This window comes from Bacteroides sp. f07 (assembly GCF_042854785.1).
Lineage (GTDB): Bacteria > Bacteroidota > Bacteroidia > Bacteroidales > Bacteroidaceae > Bacteroides.
The window spans coordinates 102,054-128,235 of record NZ_BAABXI010000002.1 but is presented as its reverse complement, the minus strand read 5'-3'; the positions used below and the strand labels follow the sequence as shown (position 1 = coordinate 128,235).

General features: G+C 42.6%; 17 protein-coding genes. 5 read left to right on the top strand and 12 right to left on the bottom strand.

The genetic code is table 11. The annotated features are described in order from the left end of the window. Window positions 1-242: 242 nt before the first annotated feature. Window positions 243-425: a hypothetical protein gene (locus tag ACGHVY_RS15610; protein WP_390599769.1), complete on the bottom strand. Its 183-nt coding sequence runs from the start codon at window positions 423-425 to the stop codon at window positions 243-245. Window positions 426-865: 440 nt separating this feature from the next. Here ACGHVY_RS15610 and ACGHVY_RS15605 point away from each other — a divergent pair, with 440 nt between their 5' ends. The 5 genes from ACGHVY_RS15605 to ACGHVY_RS15585 all read left to right on the top strand — a co-directional run bounded on the left by ACGHVY_RS15605 (window position 866) and on the right by ACGHVY_RS15585 (window position 6,089). Then, entirely contained in the window at window positions 866-1,399 is a 534-nt protein-coding gene (locus ACGHVY_RS15605; RefSeq protein WP_390599768.1) for a TIGR00730 family Rossman fold protein, read from the top strand. Window positions 1,400-1,403: 4 nt separating this feature from the next. Beyond that, a complete protein-coding gene (locus ACGHVY_RS15600; RefSeq protein ID WP_285828406.1) occupies window positions 1,404-2,009 on the top strand; it encodes an SIS domain-containing protein in 606 nt (201 codons plus the stop codon). Continuing rightward, window positions 1,997-2,917, top strand: a complete 921-nt coding sequence (locus ACGHVY_RS15595; protein WP_390599767.1) for a carbohydrate kinase — start codon at window positions 1,997-1,999, stop codon at window positions 2,915-2,917. Before ACGHVY_RS15600 ends, ACGHVY_RS15595 begins: the two co-directional genes overlap by 13 nt. A gap of 110 nt (window positions 2,918-3,027) precedes the next feature. Next, entirely contained in the window at window positions 3,028-4,089 is a 1,062-nt protein-coding gene (locus ACGHVY_RS15590; RefSeq protein ID WP_390599766.1) for a tyrosine-protein phosphatase, read from the top strand. A 74-nt stretch (window positions 4,090-4,163) separates the two neighbouring features. Further along, complete coding sequence (locus ACGHVY_RS15585) at window positions 4,164-6,089, top strand: DEAD/DEAH box helicase (protein WP_390599765.1); 1,926 nt, start codon at window positions 4,164-4,166, stop codon at window positions 6,087-6,089. Between the two features lie 133 nt (window positions 6,090-6,222). Here the strand turns inward: ACGHVY_RS15585 and ACGHVY_RS15580 are convergent, their stop codons facing one another. The 11 genes from ACGHVY_RS15580 to ACGHVY_RS15530 form a co-directional block, all read right to left on the bottom strand. Beyond that, window positions 6,223-8,367 carry a S46 family peptidase gene (locus ACGHVY_RS15580; protein ID WP_390599764.1) on the bottom strand — a complete coding sequence of 715 codons (2,145 nt, stop codon included), beginning with the start codon at window positions 8,365-8,367 and terminating at the stop codon, window positions 6,223-6,225. Between the two features lie 19 nt (window positions 8,368-8,386). Further along, window positions 8,387-9,742: a TIGR00341 family protein gene (locus ACGHVY_RS15575; protein ID WP_390599763.1), complete on the bottom strand. Its 1,356-nt coding sequence runs from the start codon at window positions 9,740-9,742 to the stop codon at window positions 8,387-8,389. 2 nt (window positions 9,743-9,744) lie between these two features. Continuing rightward, on the bottom strand, window positions 9,745-11,241 hold the full coding sequence (locus ACGHVY_RS15570; RefSeq protein WP_390599762.1) for a polysaccharide biosynthesis C-terminal domain-containing protein: 1,497 nt from the start codon (window positions 11,239-11,241) through the stop codon (window positions 9,745-9,747). 30 nt (window positions 11,242-11,271) lie between these two features. Beyond that, complete coding sequence (locus ACGHVY_RS15565) at window positions 11,272-12,045, bottom strand: dienelactone hydrolase family protein (protein ID WP_390600946.1); 774 nt, start codon at window positions 12,043-12,045, stop codon at window positions 11,272-11,274. A 49-nt stretch (window positions 12,046-12,094) separates the two neighbouring features. Further along, window positions 12,095-13,126: a Holliday junction branch migration DNA helicase RuvB gene (ruvB, locus tag ACGHVY_RS15560; RefSeq protein ID WP_390599761.1), complete on the bottom strand. Its 1,032-nt coding sequence runs from the start codon at window positions 13,124-13,126 to the stop codon at window positions 12,095-12,097. Window positions 13,127-13,238: 112 nt separating this feature from the next. Next, entirely contained in the window at window positions 13,239-15,161 is a 1,923-nt protein-coding gene (locus ACGHVY_RS15555) for a hypothetical protein (RefSeq protein WP_390599760.1), read from the bottom strand. Window positions 15,162-15,335: 174 nt separating this feature from the next. After that, the gene (locus ACGHVY_RS15550) at window positions 15,336-16,712 is read right to left on the bottom strand and encodes a glycoside hydrolase family 2 TIM barrel-domain containing protein (RefSeq protein WP_390599759.1); all 1,377 of its coding nucleotides are present in this window, start codon (window positions 16,710-16,712) and stop codon (window positions 15,336-15,338) included. A 20-nt stretch (window positions 16,713-16,732) separates the two neighbouring features. After that, a complete protein-coding gene (locus ACGHVY_RS15545; protein ID WP_390599758.1) occupies window positions 16,733-18,403 on the bottom strand; it encodes a RagB/SusD family nutrient uptake outer membrane protein in 1,671 nt (556 codons plus the stop codon). Window positions 18,404-18,414: 11 nt separating this feature from the next. Continuing rightward, window positions 18,415-21,147, bottom strand: a complete 2,733-nt coding sequence (locus tag ACGHVY_RS15540) for a SusC/RagA family TonB-linked outer membrane protein (RefSeq protein WP_390599757.1) — start codon at window positions 21,145-21,147, stop codon at window positions 18,415-18,417. A gap of 19 nt (window positions 21,148-21,166) precedes the next feature. Continuing rightward, window positions 21,167-22,963 carry a RagB/SusD family nutrient uptake outer membrane protein gene (locus tag ACGHVY_RS15535; protein ID WP_390599756.1) on the bottom strand — a complete coding sequence of 599 codons (1,797 nt, stop codon included), beginning with the start codon at window positions 22,961-22,963 and terminating at the stop codon, window positions 21,167-21,169. A gap of 11 nt (window positions 22,964-22,974) precedes the next feature. Next, window positions 22,975-26,163 carry a SusC/RagA family TonB-linked outer membrane protein gene (locus ACGHVY_RS15530; RefSeq protein WP_390599755.1) on the bottom strand — a complete coding sequence of 1,063 codons (3,189 nt, stop codon included), beginning with the start codon at window positions 26,161-26,163 and terminating at the stop codon, window positions 22,975-22,977. Window positions 26,164-26,182: the final 19 nt, after the last annotated feature.

Here is a 26,182-nt window from a genome sequence, read left to right as displayed (position 1 = left end):
CGAAAACAGGAGGCTTGACCTTGCATTCCCGTCAAATCCCGGAGTTACCTTTGCGCCCAGAACGGAAATGACTGCCTGATGCGGCTCACTGAAAGACGCGAAAATGGAGGTAAACGGAAGTAGAGGCAGATTAGACGGAAAACCTCAAAAGAGAAATCCGTAAAAAATGAAATCCTTTCTAACAAAAAAGAACATAGCCGGAAGTGTGAAACCGGGCAAACCATCTGCAAGGAAGTATGATTTTATATGTCATGACGGATGTGTCCGATCTGGCGTATAAAATCATTCTTCCCCGGTTTGCCTGCGTGTGTGACGGCTTGTTCATTTATGAATCCGGCGGTCATACACGACTTTCCGCTTCCGGCACGAAGGAACAACAAAAAAGAAAAGGCATCTGGGATACCGTAAAAGCACCTCTTTGGCATAAGCACAAAAGAAATGGGCCTTGCCTCATTAGTCTAAACAGTTGTTTAGGTGTGAGACAAAGCCCTTTTCTCTGCTTATGCGGCAGTCGGCACACGTTCGGTCAAAAACCTTTTGGACGATGGTGTACCGACGGATAAAACCGCTTTTACGGAAAAACTTATATGAGAAAGAAAAAATCAGGGAGATTCATTTCAAAATCTCCCGTTTTATTGTTACTTTTGCATACGAAGAGTTCTTTGAAGGTTACGCAACGCGCAGAAGAATAATGCAGCAGATAACTAACTAAATCGTAACCTATTACTATTATGAGCAATTAACCTAAGCTCATCTCCAATAAATTACACTCTTTTCGTAACTTCATGCTACAAAAATACAATAAAACTTATTGCGGTTTATAGAAAATTGCAGATATTTGTGGACTATAACAGTTACAACGTATATGGAAAAGATAGGAATATTCTGTTCTGCCTCCGAAAACATTGACAAAATGTACTTCGAAAGCGCCCGCCGAATCGGCGAATGGATAGGACAGACAGGCAAAACGTTGATTTACGGAGGAGCCAACCTCGGACTGATGGAATGTGTAGCCCGTGCCGTGAAAGAGAACGGTGGAAAGGTCATCGGGGTAGTCCCTGCCAAACTGGAAGAGAAAGGCAGTGTAAGCACCTGTCTGGACGAGGTGATTCATACTCACAATCTGAGCGACCGGAAGGACATCATGACCGAGAAATCGGATATATTGGTAGCATTGCCGGGTGGTGTAGGCACATTCGATGAAATATTCCATGTGATAGCTGCCGCTTCTATCGGATACCATCAGAAAAAGGTCGTGTTTTACAACGACTACGGTTTCTACGACGAACTGTTGAAAGCTCTCAAAACATTAGAGGATAAAGGGTTTGCCCGCCAGCCCTTTTCTACTTATTACGAAATAACAAACACTCTGGAAGAATTAAAAGAAAAAATAAACTGATTATATGATAGACTCCATCAAACAACTCTTGCAACAGGAAGCACAAGCCGTGCTCAATATCCCTGTAACAGACGCTTACGAGAAAGCCGTACAACTGATTGTAGAACAAATACATCAGAAAAAGGGAAAACTGGTAACTTCCGGTATGGGAAAAGCCGGACAAATAGCAATGAACATCGCTACCACTTTCTGTTCCACCGGTATCCCGTCCGTTTTCCTGCATCCCAGTGAAGCACAACACGGAGACTTGGGTATCTTACAGGAAAACGATTTGCTCCTGCTTATCTCCAACTCAGGCAAGACACGCGAAATCGTTGAATTAACCCGGCTGGCTCATAACCTGAATCCGGACTTGAAGTTTATCGTCATTACAGGAAATCCCGACAGCCCGCTGGCACAGGAATCAGATGTTTGTCTGAGCACCGGCAAACCGGCTGAGGTGTGTGCCTTAGGCATGACCCCTACCACTTCGACTACCGCCATGACCGTCATCGGCGATATCCTGGTAGTACAGACCATGAAAAAGACTCAATTCACCATAGAAGAATACTCTAAACGTCATCACGGCGGTTATCTGGGCGAAAAATCAAGGTCACTATGCGAAAAGTAATCGGTATCGGAGAAACTATCCTCGACATCATCTTCCGAGGTGACCAGCCTTCCGCAGCCGTACCGGGAGGCTCTGTATTCAACGGCATCGTATCCTTGGGAAGGATGGGAATAAACGTCGGTTTCATCAGCGAAACCGGCAATGACCGTGTAGGGAACATCATCCTGCAATTCATGCGTGAGAACAATATCCCGACCGACCATGTGAATGTATTCCCCGACGGGAAATCACCGGTATCCCTGGCTTTTCTCAATGAGCAAAGTGATGCCGAGTATATCTTCTACAAGGATTATCCCAAACAACGGCTCGATGTCCTGTTCCCCAAACTGGAAGAGGACGACATTGTCATGGTAGGCTCCTACTATGCCCTGAATCCGGTATTGCGGGAAAAGATTCTCGAACTGCTCGATCAGGCACGCGAAAAGAAAGCTATTATCTACTATGACCCCAACTTCCGCTCTTCACACAAGAACGAAGCGATGAAGCTGGCACCGACCATTATTGAGAACCTGGAATATGCGGACATTGTACGCGGCTCATTGGAAGACTTCTTCTATATGTACGGCATGCAGGACGCGGACAAGATATACAAAGATAAAATCAAATTCTACTGCCCCCGGTTTATCTGTACCGCAGGCGGGGAGAAAGTGTCGCTGCGCACCAACCTGGTCAACAAAGACTATCCGATAGAGCCGCTGGAAGCTGTCAGCACCATCGGAGCCGGTGACAATTTTAACGCAGGACTGATTTACGGACTATTAAAATACGATGTCCGCTACCGCGACCTGAATAACCTGAATGAAGAAGTCTGGGACAAAATTATCCGGTGCGGAAAAGACTTCGCAGCCGAGGTTTGCCGCAGTTTCAGCAATTCAGTTTCGGTGGAGTTTGCAAAGAAATACAGATAAAGCCCCGCTCGTAAATTACTATTAACTTTGGCTAATTATCGCAAAGGAATTACCATATCTTCCGGTAATTCCTATCTTTGCGTAATATGATTCACTCAGACAAAGAAACTATGTACAAAAACCTGTTAAGCTGGCTTACCATTTTGTTAGTGCTCCCGTCCTGTTCCGGCACTCCGCCGACCATATCGGTGGTATGTGAAGAAAACAACGTGGGAAACTGCGTGATTAAATGGGAAACAGCACCACTCTTGAAAGGACAGGTAAGAGTATATGCGTCTACTTCCCCCGAATTGATTCCGGAAAACTCGCCCATAGCCATGAGCAACATATCAAGCGGCAAGATGACCATTGTAACCGATGATCCGTCCCGACGCTATTATTACCTCATGGTATTCAATAATAAATACCGGGTAAAAGTAGCTACCCGCAACGTTAATATTCCCGGCATCCAGAATTTCCGTGACTTAGGCGGATACAAATCTGTCGACACAGGAAAGTCAGCCCGTTGGGGAATGCTTTACCGCTCTGCGCAGATAGACAGCATCCCACCCTGTTCGCGCCGGGAACTGAAAAACATAGGCATACGGACTATCATAGATTTGCGCTCTGAAGAAGAACTCCACAACTACCCACAGCTACATAATGATGAATTTAAGATTGTGCACATCCCCATCCCTACAGGAAATATGGATAAAATCCTGCAAGGAATCCAAGAAGAGAAGATAAAAAGCGATACCATTTATCGCCTGGTAGAGCGGATGAATCGTGAACTGGTGACAAACTACCGAAAAGAATTCAAAGAATTGTTCTCCGTCCTGCTCAACCGTGACTCTTATCCGGCTGTAATTCACTGCACATCCGGCAAGGGACGCACAGGAATTGTTTCCGCTTTGCTGCTTGCAGCCCTAGGTGTCAATGAAGACGTGATAATGTCGGACTACCGGCTAAGTAATGATTATTTCAATATTCCCAAAGCTTCAAAATACGCTTATGAATTGCCGGTAAATTCACAGGAAGCAATCACTACAATCTATTCGGCTAAGGAAGATTTTCTGAATGCCGCAAAGGAACAAATTGAGTCTGAGTATGGAAGCGTACAAGCCTACTTGACGAAAGGAATCGGACTTTCCGCCGAAGAAATAGAACAGTTACGCAGTATCCTACTGGAATAAATTGCAAATCGTAATTCGTAATTCGTAATAATTCTCTATCTTTGTACCCGAAATAAAAGATATACAGAGATTTAATGAAGACATTTGAAGAGCTTGGCGTTTCTCCGGAGATACGTAGAGCAATTGAAGAAATGGGATACGAGAATCCCATGCCGGTACAAGAGGAAGTGATTCCGTACCTTTTAGGAGAAAATAATGATGTAGTAGCTCTTGCACAGACAGGAACAGGTAAAACAGCCGCATTCGGCCTGCCCCTGCTCCAACAGATTGACGTAAAGAACAGAATTCCACAATCGCTTATCCTCTGCCCTACCCGTGAGCTTTGCCTACAGATAGCAGGAGATTTGAATGATTATTCCAAATACATTGACGGACTGAAAGTATTGCCTGTATATGGCGGTTCTTCCATTGACAGCCAAATACGCAGCCTGAAGCGAGGCGTGCATATCATCGTGGCTACTCCCGGACGCTTGCTGGACTTGATGGAACGCAAGACCGTTTCCCTGGCTACTATCCGTAACGTCGTAATGGACGAAGCGGACGAGATGCTGAACATGGGATTTACGGATAGCATCAACGCTATTCTGGCTGATGTGCCGCAGGAACGCAATACGTTGCTTTTCTCAGCTACCATGAGTCCGGAAATCGCGCGTATTTCAAAGAATTACCTGCGTAATGCCAAAGAAATCACTATCGGGCGTAAGAATGAAAGTACCAACAATGTAAAACACGTTGTCTACACTGTACAAGCTAAAGATAAATACGAGGCTTTAAAACGTATCGTCGATTACTACCCGCAGATATACGGTATCATTTTCTGCCGCACCCGTAAGGAAACTCAAGAAATCGCCGACAAATTAATGCAGGAAGGCTACAATGCCGATTCGCTGCATGGAGAACTTTCACAAGCACAGCGGGACGCTGTCATGCAAAAGTTCCGTATCCGCAACCTGCAACTGCTTGTTGCTACGGACGTAGCTGCCCGCGGTTTGGACGTGGACGATTTGACTCACGTCATCAATTATGGCTTGCCTGATGATACGGAAAGCTACACTCACCGTAGCGGACGTACGGGACGTGCCGGAAAGACCGGTACTTCTATCGCTATCATCAATCTCCGCGAAAGAGGAAAGTTAAGAGAAATAGAACGAATCATCAGCAAGAAATTCATTACCGGAGAGATACCGACTGCGGCAGGCATTTGCCAGAAGCAGTTGATTAAGGTTATCGATGACCTTGAAAAAGTAAAAGTAAACGAAGATGAAATCGCAGAATTCATGCCGGAAATCTATCGTAAACTGGAATGGTTGAGTAAAGAAGACCTGATAAAGCGAATGGTTTCGCACGAATTTAACCGTTTCGCAGAATATTACCGCCACCGCCCGGAAATAGAACAGCCGACAATTGAAAGCCGTGGTGAACGTGCCGGAAGAGGTGACCGCAAAGAGGGCGGCTTCGAGAAGAGAAGCCGGAAAGCTGCTCCGGGCTTCAACCGCTTATTTATCAATTTAGGTAAAACGGACAGTTTCTTCCCCAGCGACCTTATCGGCTTGTTGAACAGCAATACACGAGGACGCATCGAATTGGGACGTATTGACTTGATGCAGAACTTCTCTTTCTTCGAAGTTCCTGAGAAAGAGGCTGCCAATGTCGTAAAAGCCTTGAATCATGCCAAATGGAATGGCCGTAAAGTTGTTGTGGAGGTGTCCAGTGAAGAAGGCGGAAAAGGACGTGAAAACGGTTCGGGTGAACGCAAAGGTGGCAACCGGTTCGGAAAAGGAGAAGAACGTGCACCACGCTATGAGAATAAAGACAGAAAAACTAAGGATGTTTCTGCCAAAGGTTCAAAATCCGGAAAGAAGGAAAAACCAAGCCGTGCGGAACGCGGATACTCTGATGCCCGTGGTCCCAAAAAGAAAGATGACTGGCAAGAGTTCTTCAAAGACAAAGAGCCCGACTTCAGCGAGGAAGGATGGGCACGCAGAAAACCGAAAAAATAAAATTCCAACTACTATATCTCCCGGGATGATTTCCATTCAGCCCGGGGATTACCAAAGTTTAGCCCAAGGCTCATCTCATGTGAACCTTGGGCATAATTCCTGTAAATACATATGTAAAACGACATGCGCTATTTCATCGGGCTATTTTCAATTCTTTAATCAGATTTCCCGCCTTTCCATATTTCTCCATAATAAAGAGCATATACCGCACATCCACTCCGATACACCGTTGCAAATCAGGTTCAAAAACAATATCACTGCTCATTGCTTCCCAGTTGCCATCGAAAGCCAAACCAAGCAATTCACCTTTGCTGTTGAACATTGCACTGCCGGAGTTTCCACCCGTAATATCATTGTTGGAGATGAAGCAAACACTCATATCCCCTTGCTCATTGGCATATCTACCGAAATCACCGGAAGAAAGCAAATCAAGCAATTCCGGCTGGACGGCAAAGTCAATATCCCCGGCATGTTCCTTTACTTTTTCGAAAATGCCTTTCACGGTTGTATAATAGTCGTAAACAGCTCCATCAAAAGGCGAATAACCGCCCACCGTTCCAAAACTCAGACGCATGGTAGAATTAGCGTCAGGATAGAAGTTACGGTCGGCATACATGCGGCGCATAGCAGCATTGAACAGGCGTTCGCCTTGCTCTATCTGTTCGGAAGCTTCGGAGATACTTTGATTCATCTCGTAATATTTCACAATCAGGTCGAGACTTAAAGAAACAGCAGGGTCTTCAAATAGATTATAGGTAGTATCCCGCTCCAGGAAACGTTTCAAACCTTTTGGAGAAGTTATCTGGGACGTCGCATACAAAGAATCCACATAAGTCTGGATATCCCCGTTGTAAAGCGTATCTATCTTTTGATACATGGCAGGGAGATATTTCTTGCCCACTTTCGTCTGATACTCTTTCAACATAGCTGCAAAGACTTCCTTATCAATAGTCGTATCCAAGTTATCATATTTCTCCAACAGTTTCTTCATACGGCTTACCACTTGCTTTTCTTCCGCTTCAAAGTCGAAATTCAGAATCTCAAGTGCAAGCTGAACCAATTCGGGACCGTTAATAAATGCCTCACCGAAATAAGCCAGGGCACGGTTCGTTTCACAACGATTACCATAATTCAATTCCAAAGAAGAGAAGAGGCGAAGCAGTTTTTCCCGTTCTTCAGGATGCGACTGAATCCATTCGCGGAGCGCAGCCTCAGCAGCCCGTTTCTTTTCCAGGACTTTCAAATGTTTGATGGCTTTGTTAGTTCCGATGCTGTTCTTCCAATAATTAGAGCTTTCATCATATTTGGAAGCATATTTGATACGGATATCCGGCCGGCAGTCCATTTCCCGCTTCCAAACAGCCTGTTTCACCCCACGCACATCGATCATAGCCTGATTGATGCCATTCATCATTTCCTCAATGCCATATGAAGAAAGATAACGCTCTGTACTTCCCGGATAGCCGAGAGTCATACAAAACGAGCCTTCCTTATATCCATCCAAAGAGATAGGAGCTACATATTCGGGGTGATACGGAACGTTTTCAGGAGAATAATCCGCCGGTCCGTTCTTGCTATTAGCATAGATACGGAATACGCTAAAATCGCCAGTATGACGCGGCCACATCCAGTTATCCGTGTCCCATCCGAACTTTCCTACGGAAGAAGGGGGAGCGAATACCAGACGGACATCATTGTAATCCCGGTAAACAGAAAGCCAGAACTCATTCCCTGCATAATAAGCATCCACTATTCCGGTCAATGTAGAGTCCTTTTCCGAAACCTCCATGCCGATTACATTCATAATGGAATCGACAGCTACCCGGCGTTCAGATTCCGTTTTAGCATGCCTGGCGGCAGACAGTACCCGCTTGGTTACATTCTCCGTACGAAGCAGGAAACGGACATACAACTCAGGATTCGGCAGTTCTTCTTCAAGGCTGCGTGCCACAAAGCCATCTTTCAGATAATTGTGCTCCACCGAAGAATGCTGCTGGATACTGCTGAATCCGCAATGATGGTTGGTAAACACCAAACCGTCTTCAGAGACAACCACCCCCGAACAAAAGCCTCCGAAGCTGACTACTGCGTCCGCAAGACAGGGTTTCTTCGGATTATACAGTTTGTTTACAGGCATCTGTAAGCCAAGTTGCTTCATCACTTGTCCTGTCTGTTTGTTCTTATTGAGATTTCCCAACAACCACATCCCTTCATCGGCAAAAGCCTTTGAGAAGCAGATAGAAAGGAGTACGACGACGGTTAGTCTGCTGAATTTCATGCTATTATTTTTAGATTCATTATTCTGTAATCAGTCGCAACTGCTTGGCTCCTACACGGGCTTTCAACCACTCGCTAATTTTTGCTTTCTCGGCAACAGACGGATGCCTGGTAAATTTCATCACAGCCAGTGTCACTGTATCTGTTTTCATCGAGTCCACACGTACCTCAAGAGAATGAGCGATGGAAAGTGTAGTTACAGAAGGGTAAAGCACCTTCAACTCAGGCACCAATGTACGGCTCATTGCATCGTACGTCCTATATTGCTCAAGCGTTGTTTCCAGTTGGGATATCTTCACCTTCTGCTCCTGAAGCCTCTGTTCGCTGTTCTTGTAGAAGTCTTCCATCACCATGGCGCGAATGGAAGAGACATCTACCGCTTCATTATTCATACCCTGCAATACTATCAATTTCGTATCTTCCAGCTTATACTCTTTCAGTTTACTACGAGCTATGGAGATGGAAGCATCCGGCACCTCAGACCCAATCAGCACAACACGGACTTCCTTATGTTCATAACAGATCTTTTTGTCAAGCACTTGTGTATTTTCAAATCCTAGCTGCTCACTGACAAACCGGTTGGCGGCTGCTTCATAGAAAGTACTTTTAATGATTCCATACGTCAGATAGACAGCCGGGCACATTGTCAGAATCACTATCAGAATGATATATTTACGTACTGTCTTCTCACGGGTTTTATCCACAAACTCTTTCCGTTGAAAATGCATCACACGGACCCCGATGAAGGTAGCCAGACTAATAAATACAGAATTGATGAAATAAAGATAGAAGGCTCCCAGGAAATAAATCAGGTTACCGGATGCTAATCCGTATCCTGCCGTACAGAGAGGCGGCATCAATGCGGTAGCGATGGCAACACCCGGAATCACGTTCCCTTTCTCTTTGGTAGAAAGAGCCACTACACCTGCCAAGCCACCGAACAGTGCGATGAATACGTCATAAATAGTAGGTGACGTACGCGCCAGCAACTCGGATTGTGAACCGGCAATAGGTGCAAGAAGGAAGAAAACAGTCGCCGTCGTCACACTGAAAGCGGTCGTAATAAGAAAACTCTTCAAAGAGCGCTTCATCAATTCGAAATCGTTCAACCCGACTGACAACCCTACCCCCATGATAGGTCCCATCAACGGAGAGATCAACATGGCACCGATGATAACGGCAGTAGAGTTTACATTCAGCCCGAGTGATGCCATAAAAATAGCAAAGATAAGAATCCACAGGTTAGCCCCTTTGAACTCCACTCCTTTGCGGATAGAATCGACCGTTGCCAACTCGTTGTCCTTATCCTTTTTCAAGTCCAGATATTCGTTCAGAAAGGACCTGATAGCGAATTTATTACGCTCATCTGTCTTCATGATTATTTCTTCTTTATAAATCGGTTAATAATAGGAATCTGGCTCAAAGGCAGATCCCGCTTGACAATATAACTCACAAACAGCAACAAGAGTATAGTACGGAAAGCAAGACAGAGCACAAGATTGGAGATAGGAACTTGTTCTCCAATCACATAGAGAACCGCAGCAAGCAGAACATAAAGTCCGATACTTTTCAAATCATAGTGAATCGGATATTTCTTCTGTCCTATCCAATAAGATAACAACATAATGACCCCATATCCGGCAACGGAAGCCCAGGCAGAAGCGATGTAGCCATAAGTAGGAACCAACAGAATATTCATCACTACGATAATGGCACAACCTATCAGAGAGAAATAAGCTCCCCATCGTGTCTCATCCGTCAATTTATACCAAAAAGAAAGGTTGAAATAGATACCTTTGCAGATTTCCGCAAGCATCACAATAGCCACGACTCCCAACCCTTCCCAATATCCTCTTGCCACCAGATAGCGCAATAAATCGAGATAAAACATCACAGCAAGAAAAGCCAGCAACGAGAATATGAGGAAATATTTCATCGCAGCCGCATACATTTTCCGATTGTCCCCTTCACGATCCTTGCCAAATACAAACGGTTCGTAAGCATACCGGAAGGCTTGTGTAAACATAGCCATCACCATGGCGATTTTACTGGTAGCTGCATAAATGCCTAATTGCACCAACCCTTCCTGCCGGTTTTCGAAAAGGAACGGATAAATCATCTTATCCACCGTCTGGTTCAGAATACCGACCAAGCCGAGAATCAGTACCGGAAAGGAATAAACAACCATACGTTTCAGCAGTGCCCTATCCAGTTTGTAGGCGAAACCTCTCAGTTCAGGGATAAAGAAGAACATCTGGGCAACAGAGACAATCAGGTTACTGATAAAGATATATCCTATCAGATAATCGGGGTCATAGAACCATGAGATGGTTTCCGGACAATGTATATTCAGCCAGGGGCATAACAGTAAGAAAAACAGGTTCAGCCCGATTCCGCCAACAATGGAGAGCAGTTTGATAGCCGCAAACTTTATCGGTCGTTTTTTATAGCGTAGATAAGCGAAAGGAATACACTGAAAAGAATCTAAGGCCACCACAACAGCCATCATCGCTATAAATTCCGGATGACTACCATAATCCAGCAAATTGGAGATTGGCTGTAGGAACAACAGGCAGAGAAGAACGAAAATCAACGATACCCCGCCTACCGAAAGCAGAGAGTTGGCATATACTTTCATCGGATCTTCCCCCGATTTATTGGCAAAACGGAAGAATCCGGTTTCCATACCGAATGTAAGCAGTACCAGCATCAGAGCCGTAAAGGCATACACATTGGATACTACTCCATACCCCCCCGTAGAAGCAGGTAAAACTGCTGTGTACAACGGCACCAGCATATAGTTAAGGAATCGTCCGACAATGCTACTCAGCCCGTAAATTGCAGTATCTTTTGCTAATGATTTTAGTCCAGCCATGTCTTATTAGTGATTAATTTGTCGTTCGGATCAGCGTTTCTTTTTCTGTTTGAATAACCAATCCATAAATCCGGGATAATTGAAAGCCGGATTCCAACTACCATGATTGCAACCGGGAAACTCGATGTATTCCACATCAGTTCCGGCAGCTTTCAGTGCTTTGTACGCTTCACGCGAACCTTCCACCGGCACTACATTATCCGCATCCCCATGAAATATACGGAACTTCACGTCTTTGGCTACTGCCAAACGGCTTGGATTTACCGTACCACAAATAGGAATGGCGGCAGCAAATATCTCGGGATAACGCGCAACTAAATCATATGTCCCCATCGCACCCATAGAAAGTCCGATAATATAGACACGTTGTTTATCCACCTCGGGCATAGCCAGATAAGAGTCAAGCAACTGTTTCAGCGTCTGGAAAATAGGAGTAATTTCCTGTCCCACGGGCATATCAGCAGGAACAAAAGATTTCGGACGTTCCGGATAAGCCCAATATTTATTTACCGGACATTGAGGAACAAGGACAAAAGCCGGAAACTTCTCCTGATTGACAGGATTGAGGAACATTTGTCCGCCATTCGCCAATTGTTTCTCGTTGTCATTTCCCCGTTCACCGGCTCCATGCAGAAACAATACCAGCGGAAACTTCTCTCCCGGTTTCACAGACTCCGGATGAATCATCCGATAACACAAAGAATCTCCTTTGGAAGATACAAAGACATCCTTCTCATATCCTTTTTGAGCTGATAATGACAAGCTCAGAAAGAGAAAAACAAGTAAAGTACTCCATTGCTTCATAATCCAACTATCTTTATAATGTCCTTTTATATCGCTTATACTGCCTTGGTTAGTCATTAAACAGTGTTTTCTGGCTATTATAAAGACTTCTCCCAAGATGCTTATAAGCAAGTTCCGTCACCTCACGACCACGGGGGGTACGTTTCATGAATCCTTCTTTAATCAGGAAAGGTTCATACACTTCCTCAATCGTCCCCGCATCTTCTCCCAAAGCCGTAGCAATGGTAGTGATCCCCACGGGACCGCCTTTGAACTTGTCTATGATGGTACAAAGTATCTTGTTGTCTATCTCATCCAAACCATATTTGTCGATATTCAATGCTTCCAACGCAAACTGGGCAATATCCGTATCAATAGAACCCGAACCTTTCACTTGAGCAAAGTCACGCACACGGCGAAGCAAGGCATTGGCAATACGCGGCGTTCCACGACTACGGGAAGCAATCTCCGATGCCGCACGCACCGAGCAAGGTACATCCAGGATAGATGCAGAACGACGGATGATATTACTCAGAATATCATCATCGTAATATTCCAAATGCAGGTTTATACCAAAACGTGCACGAAGCGGGGCTGTAAGCAGACCGCTGCGCGTAGTGGCACCCACCAACGTGAAAGGATTCAAATCAATTTGGATACTACGTGCCGAAGGTCCCTTATCAATCATAATATCAATACGATAGTCCTCCATGGCAGAGTAAAGATACTCTTCCACCACGGGCGACAGACGATGAATTTCATCAATAAAGAGCACATCATTCGGCTCAAGGCTAGTCAGTACCCCCGCCAAGTCACCCGGTTTGTCAAGTACCGGACCGGAAGTCACTTTAAAGCCGACGCCTAGTTCATTGGCAATGATATTTGAAAGGGTTGTTTTTCCCAAACCGGGAGGGCCGTGAAGCAGAACATGATCGAGCGCCTCGCCACGCAAGCGTGCCGCCTTCACAAAAATGCGAAGGTTCTCCACCACCTTGTCCTGTCCGCTAAAGTCTTCAAAACTCAACGGACGAAGTGCATTTTCAAAATCCCGTTCTTTTGAAGTCAGCTGATGTTCGCGTATGTTAAAATCTTCTTGTTCCATATTAGCATCATGCAATATCGGACAAAGATAAGGAATTTCGATTGAAAGTATTGTCAGGTCTTTGCTTTTTGTTTAAAGCAGGCAGCAATAATCTGGAGATATCTATCCTATCTCAATCTACTTTAATATGAATCCTATAACGTAATTCTGAAAATGTTCTTCCTTTTGATATATGGATAGAATTATCACTATAATTCAAGCTTAGTATATCTGTCGCCCGCGCATGATTGTATTTTTGCGCTCCTGCATATTTAGAAAAAAAGGATTTGTTAGCTCTGTTCAATTTAAAAGAGACATTGTCTATTCTGAATTCATTAGCTGCAATATCAAAAACTTTGCCCGAAAGTGATTCGCAACAGCAGGACTGATTATTGTAAACAAGAGGACGATAACCTTTTTCCCTGATCCAACACTTATTATTCAATATTCCAAATTCAGAGGTTGACAAATAATCAATTGTGCAGTCTTTCATTGCCAACAACACTTCTTTTACTTCCAATCTATCTTCCAAGGCTTTTATTTCATAATGTGCCTCAACGGCATCTCCATGGTTAACAACCATAGTTACTTTATAAGACGTAGGAGCTTTCTCTATCTTTATATCCTTTAAACTAACAGGCAAATATTTATCTTCTCCTTTCAATCTGATTTTTCCAATGCCACTTCCTGCATGTGAGTCAAACACCCTGTCACCATTATTTACAGTAGGTAGAAACATTATCTTGTTTCCATAACTCAGTGAGTGAAGAAACATCCTCGACTTGTTCAGAAGTATTTTTCCATCCACAAAATGCCTGACTCCAACCTTTGGGGTATAACTATCATCTATATCCCGGGCATAATGAAGTGCCTGCCAAGTCTGTGCAAGATACACCATAAGGTCATTCTGCGTAGAAGGGAAAGCATATTCTATTTCATCATATACATTTCCGGCCAAGTTTCTTTTTTGCATCAACCCGATACATTCCAAACATTCACCGGCATAATGAAAAGCATCTTTATCATGCGCAAAAATCGCCATATAGACATGGTTTATAAGCCAGTCAGGGTTTCTGAATATTCGCCAGTCCTGCCATGAAGGATATGTCAGCCCGCCATCAGGCAAAGAAAACCATTTCAGGTTATCATAGATTTGTGGAATATTGAACAACAAAAAATCGGGAACTTCTCTCCCTGTCATCTTGTAATCAACAGCAGTTTGCATAGAAAGAATAAACGCGCACATATAGTCCGGGTGAACAATGTTGTGATTCTCTAATGTATAGTCATCATATATATTAGCTCCTTCAAAATCACTAATTTTAAAACCGGAGATAACGGTGTCCGACTCCATATCGTTTGAGGTAATATAAGACGAGAGCACCCATTTGCAGAACAAATGTTGCCATTTTGAATAATCCGGATCATCCGGCATCAATAACGAAGCGACATGAAAAATCTGACTATTCCATGCGTTCTCTTCCGAAGCTGTATCATATTTTACTCTATGTGGCGGAACAACATCATAGAATCTTGAAGCCTCTGATTTTACAATACGACATATATTATCCTTTAACGCCAATGGCAAATCATCCCCTATATACCAAGCAGCCTTTCCCAAAGAGTAAGCCCAGTGTGCACTTTGCCATTGCCGGTTCCAACTCTTTCCATCGGACGTCGGTATCGAATCATAAGTGGCTACAACATAATTCATCATGGGGATAATATACTCTGTCAACAATGTACTTCTTTCAACTCCAACCAGTTTCGAGTTGTAATCTCCAAAACGGTACAAGAAGGAGAATCCCATAATTGTTCCGGTATTGGGACGAATCCCATGCTCCCCATGGATACTTTTGGTCAGAAGCTTCATAGCGGGATTGTGTTCATATTCTCCGACTTTCCCCAGAAGATAATGAGCCTGCCGGCAGATATTACCGTAAAGCTGGTCTAACATTTGTATCCTGTTGGCAGGTGCTACGGGCAAACTAAAATTCTCCATGCTTAACGCATAAACAGGTATCAAAAACAGTAAAAGCAAATACTTCTTCATCATCTTAATTGATTGGTTTGCATTAACAAACAAGTCTACCCTAAAAAGTCTGCATTATTTGACTATCAAAAGATAAACTATAATAATGTCGCAAATATAGACTTTTTAAAGTAGACTCAATCACATGCTAGCCTGAAAATCTTTTTGTCATTTTCTGTCTGTTGTTCTCACAAATATTTATTTTAAGAAATAAACATGTACTTCATTCTTTTTGAACGATTCCGTTAATATATTCTTATTCAATGTAAGCTCTCTTCCATCTTCCTTATACACCTTTAATGTACGGGAAGCAATCTTTAACGGAGACAAATCAATAGTTCCATCAAACTCTTCCCCAGTCTCATTGATAATCATGACCAGCCGACTTTTATCTACCACTTTACTCCAGATATATATGCCCGGGTTAGTTTCATCCTTAAAAGCAGTACTATCCAATGACGGGTTTACCAAAAACTTTGAAAGTTCTTTTAACTCCGCCATAGTAGCCTTAAGAGCATTACACAAACGTGGCTGGTAAAAAATAGTGTACCATCCCCATCTTAAATTCAACACAGTAGAACTTGAATAAAGCCAATAATACACTCCATTGGAACCATGAGCAAAAGCCCAATAGAAAGAGCTTCTTATCTCTTCCGGAGTATTCGGGAAACTTTTGCTTGGGAAAAATCCGGCATCTTCTGGATTCGCAAGATTATCTAAAAGAGGTTGCCAGTATGCTTCTTCCGCTTTCCACTCCGGATCGGTATTCTTAATACCGGCAGCGGCTAACTTATCAAAAGCCGTAGTCGGATTCATAGACTTTTTGTCCTCTTCTCCCCAACCACTGTCATAAGAGTTGATAATAGCCAACCAATCTTTCTTATAAGTGACCTGACTATTCAGATAGTTCTCCAAAGGAGCAGTCAACCTAGCCGGAGTACCATGGTATAGTTGCCTCATATCAGCATCACAGCAATCTTTGAAATCACCTAACTCCCAGTTTGAACTAATCACGGGATGTATCGGATCGGTATGCTTAATCCAATCATAGACTGCCTTCAAGTCTTCCGGTTTCACATTCGCTTTAGAAGGTTCATCCGCCAAATACCAGGCATACACCGCAGGATGGTCTTTATAGGTATTGACTATGTCCTTTATTTTATTCACATGTTCTTCTGTCAACTTATTAGCCCCATTCAAGCTCACAAATGCCATCATATTATTTCTTTGAGCTTCATCCAAATAATTCTTCTTTTCGGCAGCCGACATTTCAAAAAACTGGTAACTCTGAACCAGATTAAAGCCAAATTCCTTTACCCGAGGCATATCTGCCGGATTTACCGCATAAATAGCCAAAGGTAAAAATGGACGATCATTTACAGTAGACTTCGTTTGAGAGTAGGAAACGATAGATGCATCTGCCGTGAATTCAGGAGTAACATAATCTATAAAAGTGACTTCTCCTCCTTCTTCTTCGACCTCTTTCACATAAACAGGATAGTCTATACCAATAGTCGATTCGCAAGCACTGCCCAACAAAGCGCACATTGCTAAACCTATATATAATGTCTTCATATGATTCATTCTTTAGTTTATTAATTCCATCCTATATTCTGTCCCAATCCCGGATTTTTATAAATCTCCTGTTGTGAAACCGGATATAAGTACATTTTATCTTCCCATACACGGGTCTGAACTTTCACTTTCTGATATTCTCCTTTGGAAGATAGACGTACGCCATAAATGTCTTTTACTACACTCCCTTTTTTCCAACGTCGAATATCCCAAAAGCGATGATCTTCAAAAGCTAACTCTACCCGGCGTTCATTACGCAACCGTTCTGTAAAAGTCGCTCCTGTTACAGTAACTTTAGGCATATTGGCAGCAGCACGCACCATATTAAGCGCATCCCTCGCAGATAAAGTAAAATTCTCCGGAATAACATCAGCTCCTACCCACTCATTCATCGCCTCTGCATAATTTAGCAATATCTCCGCATACCGGAACAAAATAAAATGATGATTCTTTGTTATCGGATGAGCCGGATCTAATGACATCGTTTCGTTAATGTATTTACGTATATAATATCCGGTTTCAGTAGCACCTACAAGAGGCAATCCATTTTTTCCTCCTTCCAATGACTCTACTCTCTCTCCCATCAATATACTCCCGTTATATGTTACTGTCTTATAAAACCTCGGATCACGGCTAACCGGTTGTCCCTCTTCATTTATATACATTTCTTTCACATGTTTAGCATTGTTCCAGTCAAAGATTTCACCGTTTGCCATTTCGTAAGCATCTACCAAGTTTTGAGTAGGCGTATTTCCGCTATTACCTCCTTCGAAACCGATAGGAAGGTTTGTTCTTTCGTAGGAGTCACTTTCATAACCACGCCGTTCAAAAATCATTTGCGCTGATTTCAAAACATCGTGAGAACCATTTTTACTATATAGAGGATCTTTTTCTATATTTGGAAGACTATACTTTCCCATATCCATGACCTCTTTTGCCGCCTCGGCTGCTTTCTTCCACAATTCCGTATCATGTCCCGGGTTATGCAGTTCGCTGGCAGCATATAATAAAGCCCTTGATTTCAATGCCAATGCCATTCCTTTAGTCACGCGTCCCGTTTCTTTCCAAAACGAATTATGGTCAACCGGCAACACCTCAGCTACCTGCGAACATTCTGTAGCAATAAAATCAATAACCTCCTGGAAAGGCGATCTTTTCAACGTATTCACTTCTTCGAGCTTCAATGTTTTTGTCACCAACGGGACATCGCCATAACGTTTGGCTAATTCAAAAAAGTAAAAAGCACGTAATGCACGCACCTCATTAGGATACATTCTGAACTTCGCTATTTCCTCGTCGTAACCATCATTCAAGCTAAAACGCTTCAAAAAATCTTCATTATAACTTTCCAAATAAGAATTAGCAGCCTGTATACCGGTATACATATTTGCCCACACATCATCTACCGTATTGACCGGCGACCATTTATTATCATATATCTTATATACATTGTTATTATCCCAGACATAGGAAGCATTATCAGTAGCCGCTTCACGCATGGCACCGCCCAACGCCCCGAAATCTTGCGGAAGAAACGTATAAACACCGGCTACCGCATTACGTACATTATCGAAAGTGGAAAATACTTCTTCTTGAGTTTTATTCGTTGATTCATCAAAATCCAGATAATTGCAGGAAGCCAACATCCCCGTCATGCATCCTGCCAGGATGAGTTTACTATATAATTTCATAATCTATGTTCTTAGAATTTAATATTAACACCTGCATATACAGAGATCAAATCCTGATAGTTCAGGTTCATGCTCTCACAATTAAGATAAGGTACTCGGTCCAATGAGAAAAGATTATTACCCCTCACGTAAAATTGGCAACTTTTCATTTTCAACGGTGTAATCCACTTCTCAGGAAGATTATAATATACATTCGCATTACGGAGTTTTAGGAAACTGCCATCCACCAGCCATTGAGTACTCGTCTGATAATTATTAGCATTATCCAAGGTAGACAACCGGGGCATATTAGCGATATCTTTCGTTTGTTCCGTCCAACGTATCTTATCTTCCAGATACCACCTGGATACGTTCGTATTATTACGTAACGGATGATAAACACTGCTCATATCCAATAGACGGCTCAAACCTGAAGCCCCCTGAAAGACCAAGTCAAGGCCAAAGCCTTTGTATTCGAATCCCAACTGAAAACTTCCATACCATTCGGGAATATGCCCCGAATGTCCGATAGCGACTACGTCTCTGGAATCAATCACCTTATCTCCATTCTGGTCTTTATACTTTACGTCTCCGGGACGAACTGTAGAATAGTTTTGCACTGGAGATGTTTTGATATCTTCTTCATCACGAAAATAGCCGATAGCTTCCAGACCGAACAATTGTCCAACCGGCAAACCTTTGGCAGACATATACTCATACTCCTTATATCCTTCTCCGTTTTCAATCACTTTCGACTTCACCCGCGAAATATTAGCTCCGACATAGTAATGAAAATCTTTACCAATCTCATCATTCCACATGGCAGATATTTCAAAACCACGACGATCATTAGCCCCGGCATTCTGCATCGGAACAGAAAAACCGAAAATAGTTGAATACAAGTTACCCGAGCCAATCAATCCATTTCTGTATTGATGTAAATAAGCATCCATCGTGAAAGTCAGCTTCTTGAAAAGTTGCAGATCCAATCCTACGTTATACTTGTTTACACGTTCCAGAGTCAGGTTTGTGATGGCGGGTGTTCCCAACATCCATCCACTCATTCCCTTACTGTTATTCTCTCCGAAAGGATAACCTCCGACTCCTCCTGTCCAAGTCTGTTCCTGCAAATCATAATCGATTCCATCGTATCCGGCCTGTCCCCATGATGCACGTATCTTCAGGAAGTCTACCGGAGAAACATCTTTCATGAAATTCTCTTTTGACAGTAACCATGCTGCAGCAACCGAAGGATAAGTTTTATAATGCCCACCTTTCTGCAAACGGCTCGTTCCCACATGTGATACTGTAGCATCAAGCATATACTTGTTATTAAAACTATAACCTGCCATGCCGGTAAAATACATACGCTTATCCGTATGATTTCGTCCTAAACTTGAATAGTATTCTAATTTATAGATGCCACTGGCGGTAATAGCATGTTTGCCGAAAGCTCGGTTGTATTTCAACTTTCCTTCCATATTAGCCTGCACATATTGTTCTGTCATTCCATAGCAGTTCACCGCCAATGCACCATCAGTCCCAAAAACAGATGATATTCGGTCATACTCTCCTGTTACTGTGTTTTCTACAGGGGTATTCACTTCATAACTATACGTTCGCGTTCCGTCTTCCTTAAATATAGCAAGGTTATCATAAGCCATAGCTACTTCTACAGATAAACCAGGAGTAACAGACTTCAAATCCTGTACAATACGCAAATCAGCTTGTAACGTACGAGGATTAGCTTTGTAATAACCTCTGTCCGCAAGATTGGCAATAGGATTTTGTTTATGAATCAAACCTCCTCCCCACTTGCCATTCTGGGTTTTCACCGGAAAGGCAGCAGCCGGTGTGTTATACAACAAAGAAAAAATGTCATTTGCAGCAGCAAGCGGACTTTTTTGCTCTTTGAGTGTACCAAGCAGTGTCCATTGCACCAAGGTAGAAGGTGTCAGATCAATATCAATATTCATACGGAGATTCAACTCATATTTTCTGAACTGATTGGTATAACGTTCATTCTTTGCATATTTCGGTTCCAATATACCATAATCGTTTTTATAAGTCAATGCGGTGAAATAACGCAACCTTTCCCCTCCTCCCCGCAGTGTAATATCCAACTGATTGTTCACGGTATGATTACGTAAAGCCTCTTTCTGCCAATCAGTACTAGCAAAAAGATCCGGATATGCGCCACTACGGAATGCATCCAAATCATGCTGTGTATATTGCAACGGAAGTCCGTCATAATGCAAGGCTTCATTATATGCAGTTGCATAGGTATATCCGTCGGCGAATTCAGGCTGATTGGTTACGAATCCCATTCCATGTGTATAATTGATGGAAATCTCACGACTGTTATATTTACCTCGTTTCGTTGTTATCAATACAACTCCGTTCGCCCCTCTGGGGCCCCAAACAGCAGTTGCCGCTCCATCTTTCAATAGTTTTACATTTTCTATCTCCACCGTAGAAAGATATTCCAGCGAACGCGGATAACCATCCACTACAATCAAAGGAGCTTGGCTACCCCGAAGAAGCAAAGTAGGATTATCTTTCCAACCCATATTTTGCATCGTACTTAGTCCCGGCAACAAGCCATAAAATGTATCGTACGGATTGGGAGAAGAGTTTTTCCCTAGCTCCTGTTCTGTAACTGTCGAAATCGCTGAGGTTTCCCGCTCGTCAAATACTGTTTGTGCCGGCAATATATCAGGAAACAGCAAAGCTACGCTCAGTATAAATATATATTTTGATTTCATATTTGCATCATTTAATTAATTACCAACCCGGATTTTGTACCAGACCATATTTCTTATTTATTTCATCTGTAGGAATAGGTAAGAGATAATAACGATCACTCCAACGTTGCACCCACACCCGTTGCAAGTACACATCCGTTCCCTTTTCATATCTCATCGTTTTATCGGCATTTTGATACGATTTCAAACGGAACTGCGGTGTCTCCAGCAAATCTTTCCTTTTCCAACGGTTGATATCAAAATAACGAACTTCTTCAAATGCGAATTCAACGGCACGTTCATGTAATATAGCATCTTGCAATTTATCTCCTTCCGGATATTTGCTCTTATCAAGATCCGGCATATCTACTCTGTTGCGCACCAAATTGATGTAATCATACGCATCTCTCCCGAAACGATCTTTTTGGTTGGCTTTCCCTAAAGCATTCATAGCTTCAGCTATATTCAGATAAATCTCGGATAAACGGATATGCGGACATTGATAAAAACGTGCACTTAACTCACTGTCCATATCCAATAAGAACTTCCGTAATCCATACCCATCATAAACACTTTTACTAAGTGTGGAACCCTTACCGTCCCATGACTCACGCCCACCCTGATAGAGCTCTGCTGTCCTGCCTCTAAAAGCATCTCCATTCACAACAAGTGTCTCATACAAACGGGGATCCCGCGTTTCTTTTCCTTCTTTAAAAAACGGATTTGCCGCATGTTCCGGATTATTCCAGTCAAACTTTTCTCCTTCCTTCGTTTCAAACATATCTCCTAAAACTGCCGACGGAATCGTATTCCCCCAGCGAACCATATCACAAGCAGCATACCATACCATCGTGATTTTAGTAAATCGATGAGACGCCACCAACACTTCCGTATTATGACGGTCATAATATCCGGACAAGAAGTCCTTACGTGGATTTCCAGTGTCCACCAATTTATAATAGTCACTATTTTCTTTGTTTTTATCCAAAAGTTCCAAAGCTGCATCCAACGCATTCTTCCAACGCTCTGAGGAATAATTGCCGCACCATGTAAAATGAGCATCCGAAGCTTCTCCCTCCATGAATGGTTTTTCCGAGTTAAATAAAGGGCTTGCCGCAAACTGCAATGCTCTGTTTTTGATAGCTAAAGCTGAAGCAGCAGTCATGTGCCCTTCTTCATTCTCCGTAACACTCCATGGAAGTATTCGTGCAGCTTCATCGCAGAGTTCGACCACTTTCTGTACATGTTCATCAACAGTCATACGTGGAAAATTCACTTTGTCCTCCGGCAAGTAAGCACGATCCACCCAAGGCATTCCTCCGTAATAACGAAGCATCTGAGTATAATGGAAAGCCATAATCGTTTTTACTTCTGCTTTTCGAACCTCTTTTTCTCTTTGAGACATATCCGGTACACGGTCTACATTATCCAAATAAATATATCCTACTCTCATCGCCGCCATTGGAGAAGAACATTTCAGATAACCTGCCCTGTCATCCAAACGATAAGGCATCAAACCCACAGAAGTGGAAGCCGTCACCTGACCGGAATAATAAGTACGGTTCAATGCTGCTCCTACGGCACAGTCTCCAATATCAGTCAGCCCGTCCAACATAGCCCATGCCAAACGCCCGTCTGCTATCGTAAAATCCGGTAAAGAGAAGTACACTTCCGCCAATATCTGATCAGCATATTTTTTATGGCTAAAAACCGTATCAATAGTAATATCTGTAGTGACAGGCTTATCTAGAAATTCATCTCCAAATTTAAAATCTTCACAGGAAGCACATAAAAACAATGCAACTCCTGCAAGTCCTATATATAGTTTCTTTTTCATAATATCAGTAATTAGAAAGTTACATTTAATCCTAAGTTGTAAATTCGTGAAACCGGATAGGTAGAAGACCAACTAGGATTAGACTCCGGATCCATTATCTTAAAATGGTCAAACGTCAACAAGTTATACCCGCTAAGAGTGATTCCCAATTGCGAAATTCCCAGCTTCTTGAGCAATGTTCCTTGTGTGAAAGTATAGCCCAACTGCATCGTTTTCAATCGCAGGTAATTACCATTACGTATCCAGACAGAAGAGTTTTGCTCCGAATTATGCTTTGCCGTACTCACTGCAAAACGTGGGAAAGTAGCGGTTTCTGCTGTTTCCGGAGTCCAGCGTTCCTCTACATGGAATTGCATTAATCCACCTGAACCACCGGCAAAAGCCTGACGATATTGTTGCTCTAACAAAAGCGAGCGTTCTGCAGCACCAGTCCAGTTCATTGTTAAGCTCCAACCTTTATAATCTATCCCATAGTTCAATCCGAACGTATAAGCAGGACGGGTAGGATAACCAATGTTCGTTATGTCGTCCAAGTTTATTACATTATCTCCGTTCAAGTCCATATATTTACAGTCACCAGGATGAACAGCTACTCCCGGATCTGCAAATTCTTTCTTCAAATTACCATCCGCGTCAAAGTCATCCTTTCCGTAAAAACGATCAAATACATATCCGAATACGGTTCCTGTAGATTTTCCGGTTTTCCACATATACGGTTCGTTCGGTTCTACTTCATCTTGTTCTATAATCTTATTCTTGGCATAACTTACGTTTCCGGTAATCCAATAGTTCACATCCCGAACTTTATCGTTCCATTTCACCTCTATTTCATATCCTTTATTATTCACTTTTCCATAATTGACAGCCGGCATAAGCGAACTGGAAAGAGCATAAAAAACAGGAAGCGTCTTACGCTGTATCAAAATATCTTTTCGCTTTTCAAAGAATATATCAGCACTTACCTTTAACCGGTTATTCAAGAAATTAACATCAACTCCATAATTCTGCTTCAAAGCTTTCTCCCATGTCACATTCGAGTTTCCAATACGATTTTCAACTGATCCTTTAATAATTTCACTGTTATTATAGCCAAAATTATAACCATACATAGGGTCAAAAAAACCATACCCCTCATTGGATGTTCCACTTTTATCAACCAAATATCCATCTGCCAAATAAAGAAAACGGTTATTACTCATATTGTCGTTACCAACCATACCCACAGAAGCCCTGAATTTTAAGAAATCAACCACATTCTGTTTTTTCATAAAACTTTCCTCCGATAGAATATACCCCAACGAGACAGCAGGGAATGTACCATAGCGCTTACCGGAAGCAAAGTTTTCCGATCCGTTATATCCGACATTAAACTCAGCCATATAACGAGACTTATAATCATAAGTGACACGACCTACAAAGCCTACATATCCACGAGGTACCTCTGTCCATTGGCTAGGATAGTATATTTTAGTCTGATTATACAAAAAGAGTCCTCCCACATTGTGATTACCGAATTTACGGTTATAACGCAAACTAGTCTCAAAATACCAGTCACGTCCACGCTTAGTGTTATCTTCACTATACCCCATACGTTCATTCGATGTCCCGTCTTTAACTTTATAAAGAATCGTCTTATCAAATGCAGGATCTTCATAGCCCAATGTCGGATTATCAATCTCCGAGGCATAGAAAGGTGTGTATATTTCTACCGAAGCCAATCTTTTCTTTTTAGCCGTATAAGTTGTATTATAAGCACCTTTTACTTCAAAAGACAAACCCTTGGTCACAAAGTCCAGTTGTTGTGTCAAGGTTAGGTCCATATTCATCGTATTGGTAGTACCAAGCACGTATCCCTTTCCATAATAACCCAAGAAAGCATTCTGCAAAAGAATATCAGGAAATCTGCCACTATAGGTTTCTACAGGTTTGCCGTCTACAATCCCAGGACTTACAAATGGCTGCGATTCATCCATACCCCTAAACAAATCGTGCCCCCATTCACCAAGATTATCCTTAGGTTCTTGTCTTACTCCCACAATACCACCCAGTCCTAATTTCAATAGAGTGGAAGAAGTCAGATTAACATCCAGATTACTACGATAATTGTAACGGGTATAATTATAGTTGTTATTATATCCTTGTGACTTGAATTGCTTCAACAGACCGTCCTGATACATAAATCCAAGAGATATAAAATACCGTACATCTTTTGTTCCGCCGGATATATTCACATTATGTTGTGTCTGTATAGCCGCCTTTTTCATCAGAAACTCCCTCCAATTTATATCCGGATACATCACAGGATCGTCTTTCAGCCGGAAACGTTCCAGCGCATACATGTCAAACACTTCCTTAGTTCCATCATTCCTGCTCCGTTCATTCATCATAGTAGCGTATGTATAGCTATCCGCAGATTTCAATATACGAGTAGGTTGTGTAACACCAATTGAAGAAGTCAACTGGATTCTAGCCTTCCCATCTTCTCCCCGTCGGGTGGTGACTAGTACTACACCATTAGCACCACGTACACCAAAAACCGCTGTGGCAGAAGCATCTTTCAATATGGTCACACTCTCTATCTCATTCGGATCCATCTGAAAGAAAGATCGTTCTACACCATCCACCAAAATAAGTGGAGAAGAACCTTCATCCGTCAAAGAGCCGGCACCACGTATATAAATGGCAGGATCTTCATTTCCCGGTTGCCCGCTGGTTGCTACAGAAGATAATCCTGAGATTTGTCCTGCCAGTGAGTTAGCAATACTTGTATTAGGCGAACGCAACAATGCGTCTGTCTTTACAGATGAAATCGCTCCCGTCAACGTTTCTTTCTTTTGAGTGCCATATCCCACAACGGTGACCTCCTGCAATTCATTATATGATTCATTCAAGGTTATTTTTAGAAACCCTTTTCCTTTAACGGGTGTCTCTGTCGTTTCATAGCCAATAAAAGAAACGACTAACACCGCTTTACCCGCATCCTTTACTGAAACCTTAAAATTTCCATCTATATCCGTAATACTACCTTCGGTTGATCCTTTTAGCTGAACAGTTGCTCCAATAACGGGTTCACCTGATGCATCAACAACTTTTCCGCTTACAACTATATTTTTTTGTTGTCCAAACGCAAACAGAAAAGTACATAGCATTAACAACGATATGCCTGCCCGCCATTTACACCTGAAATTAAAATCATTCATAATAATTGTGTTTAATATT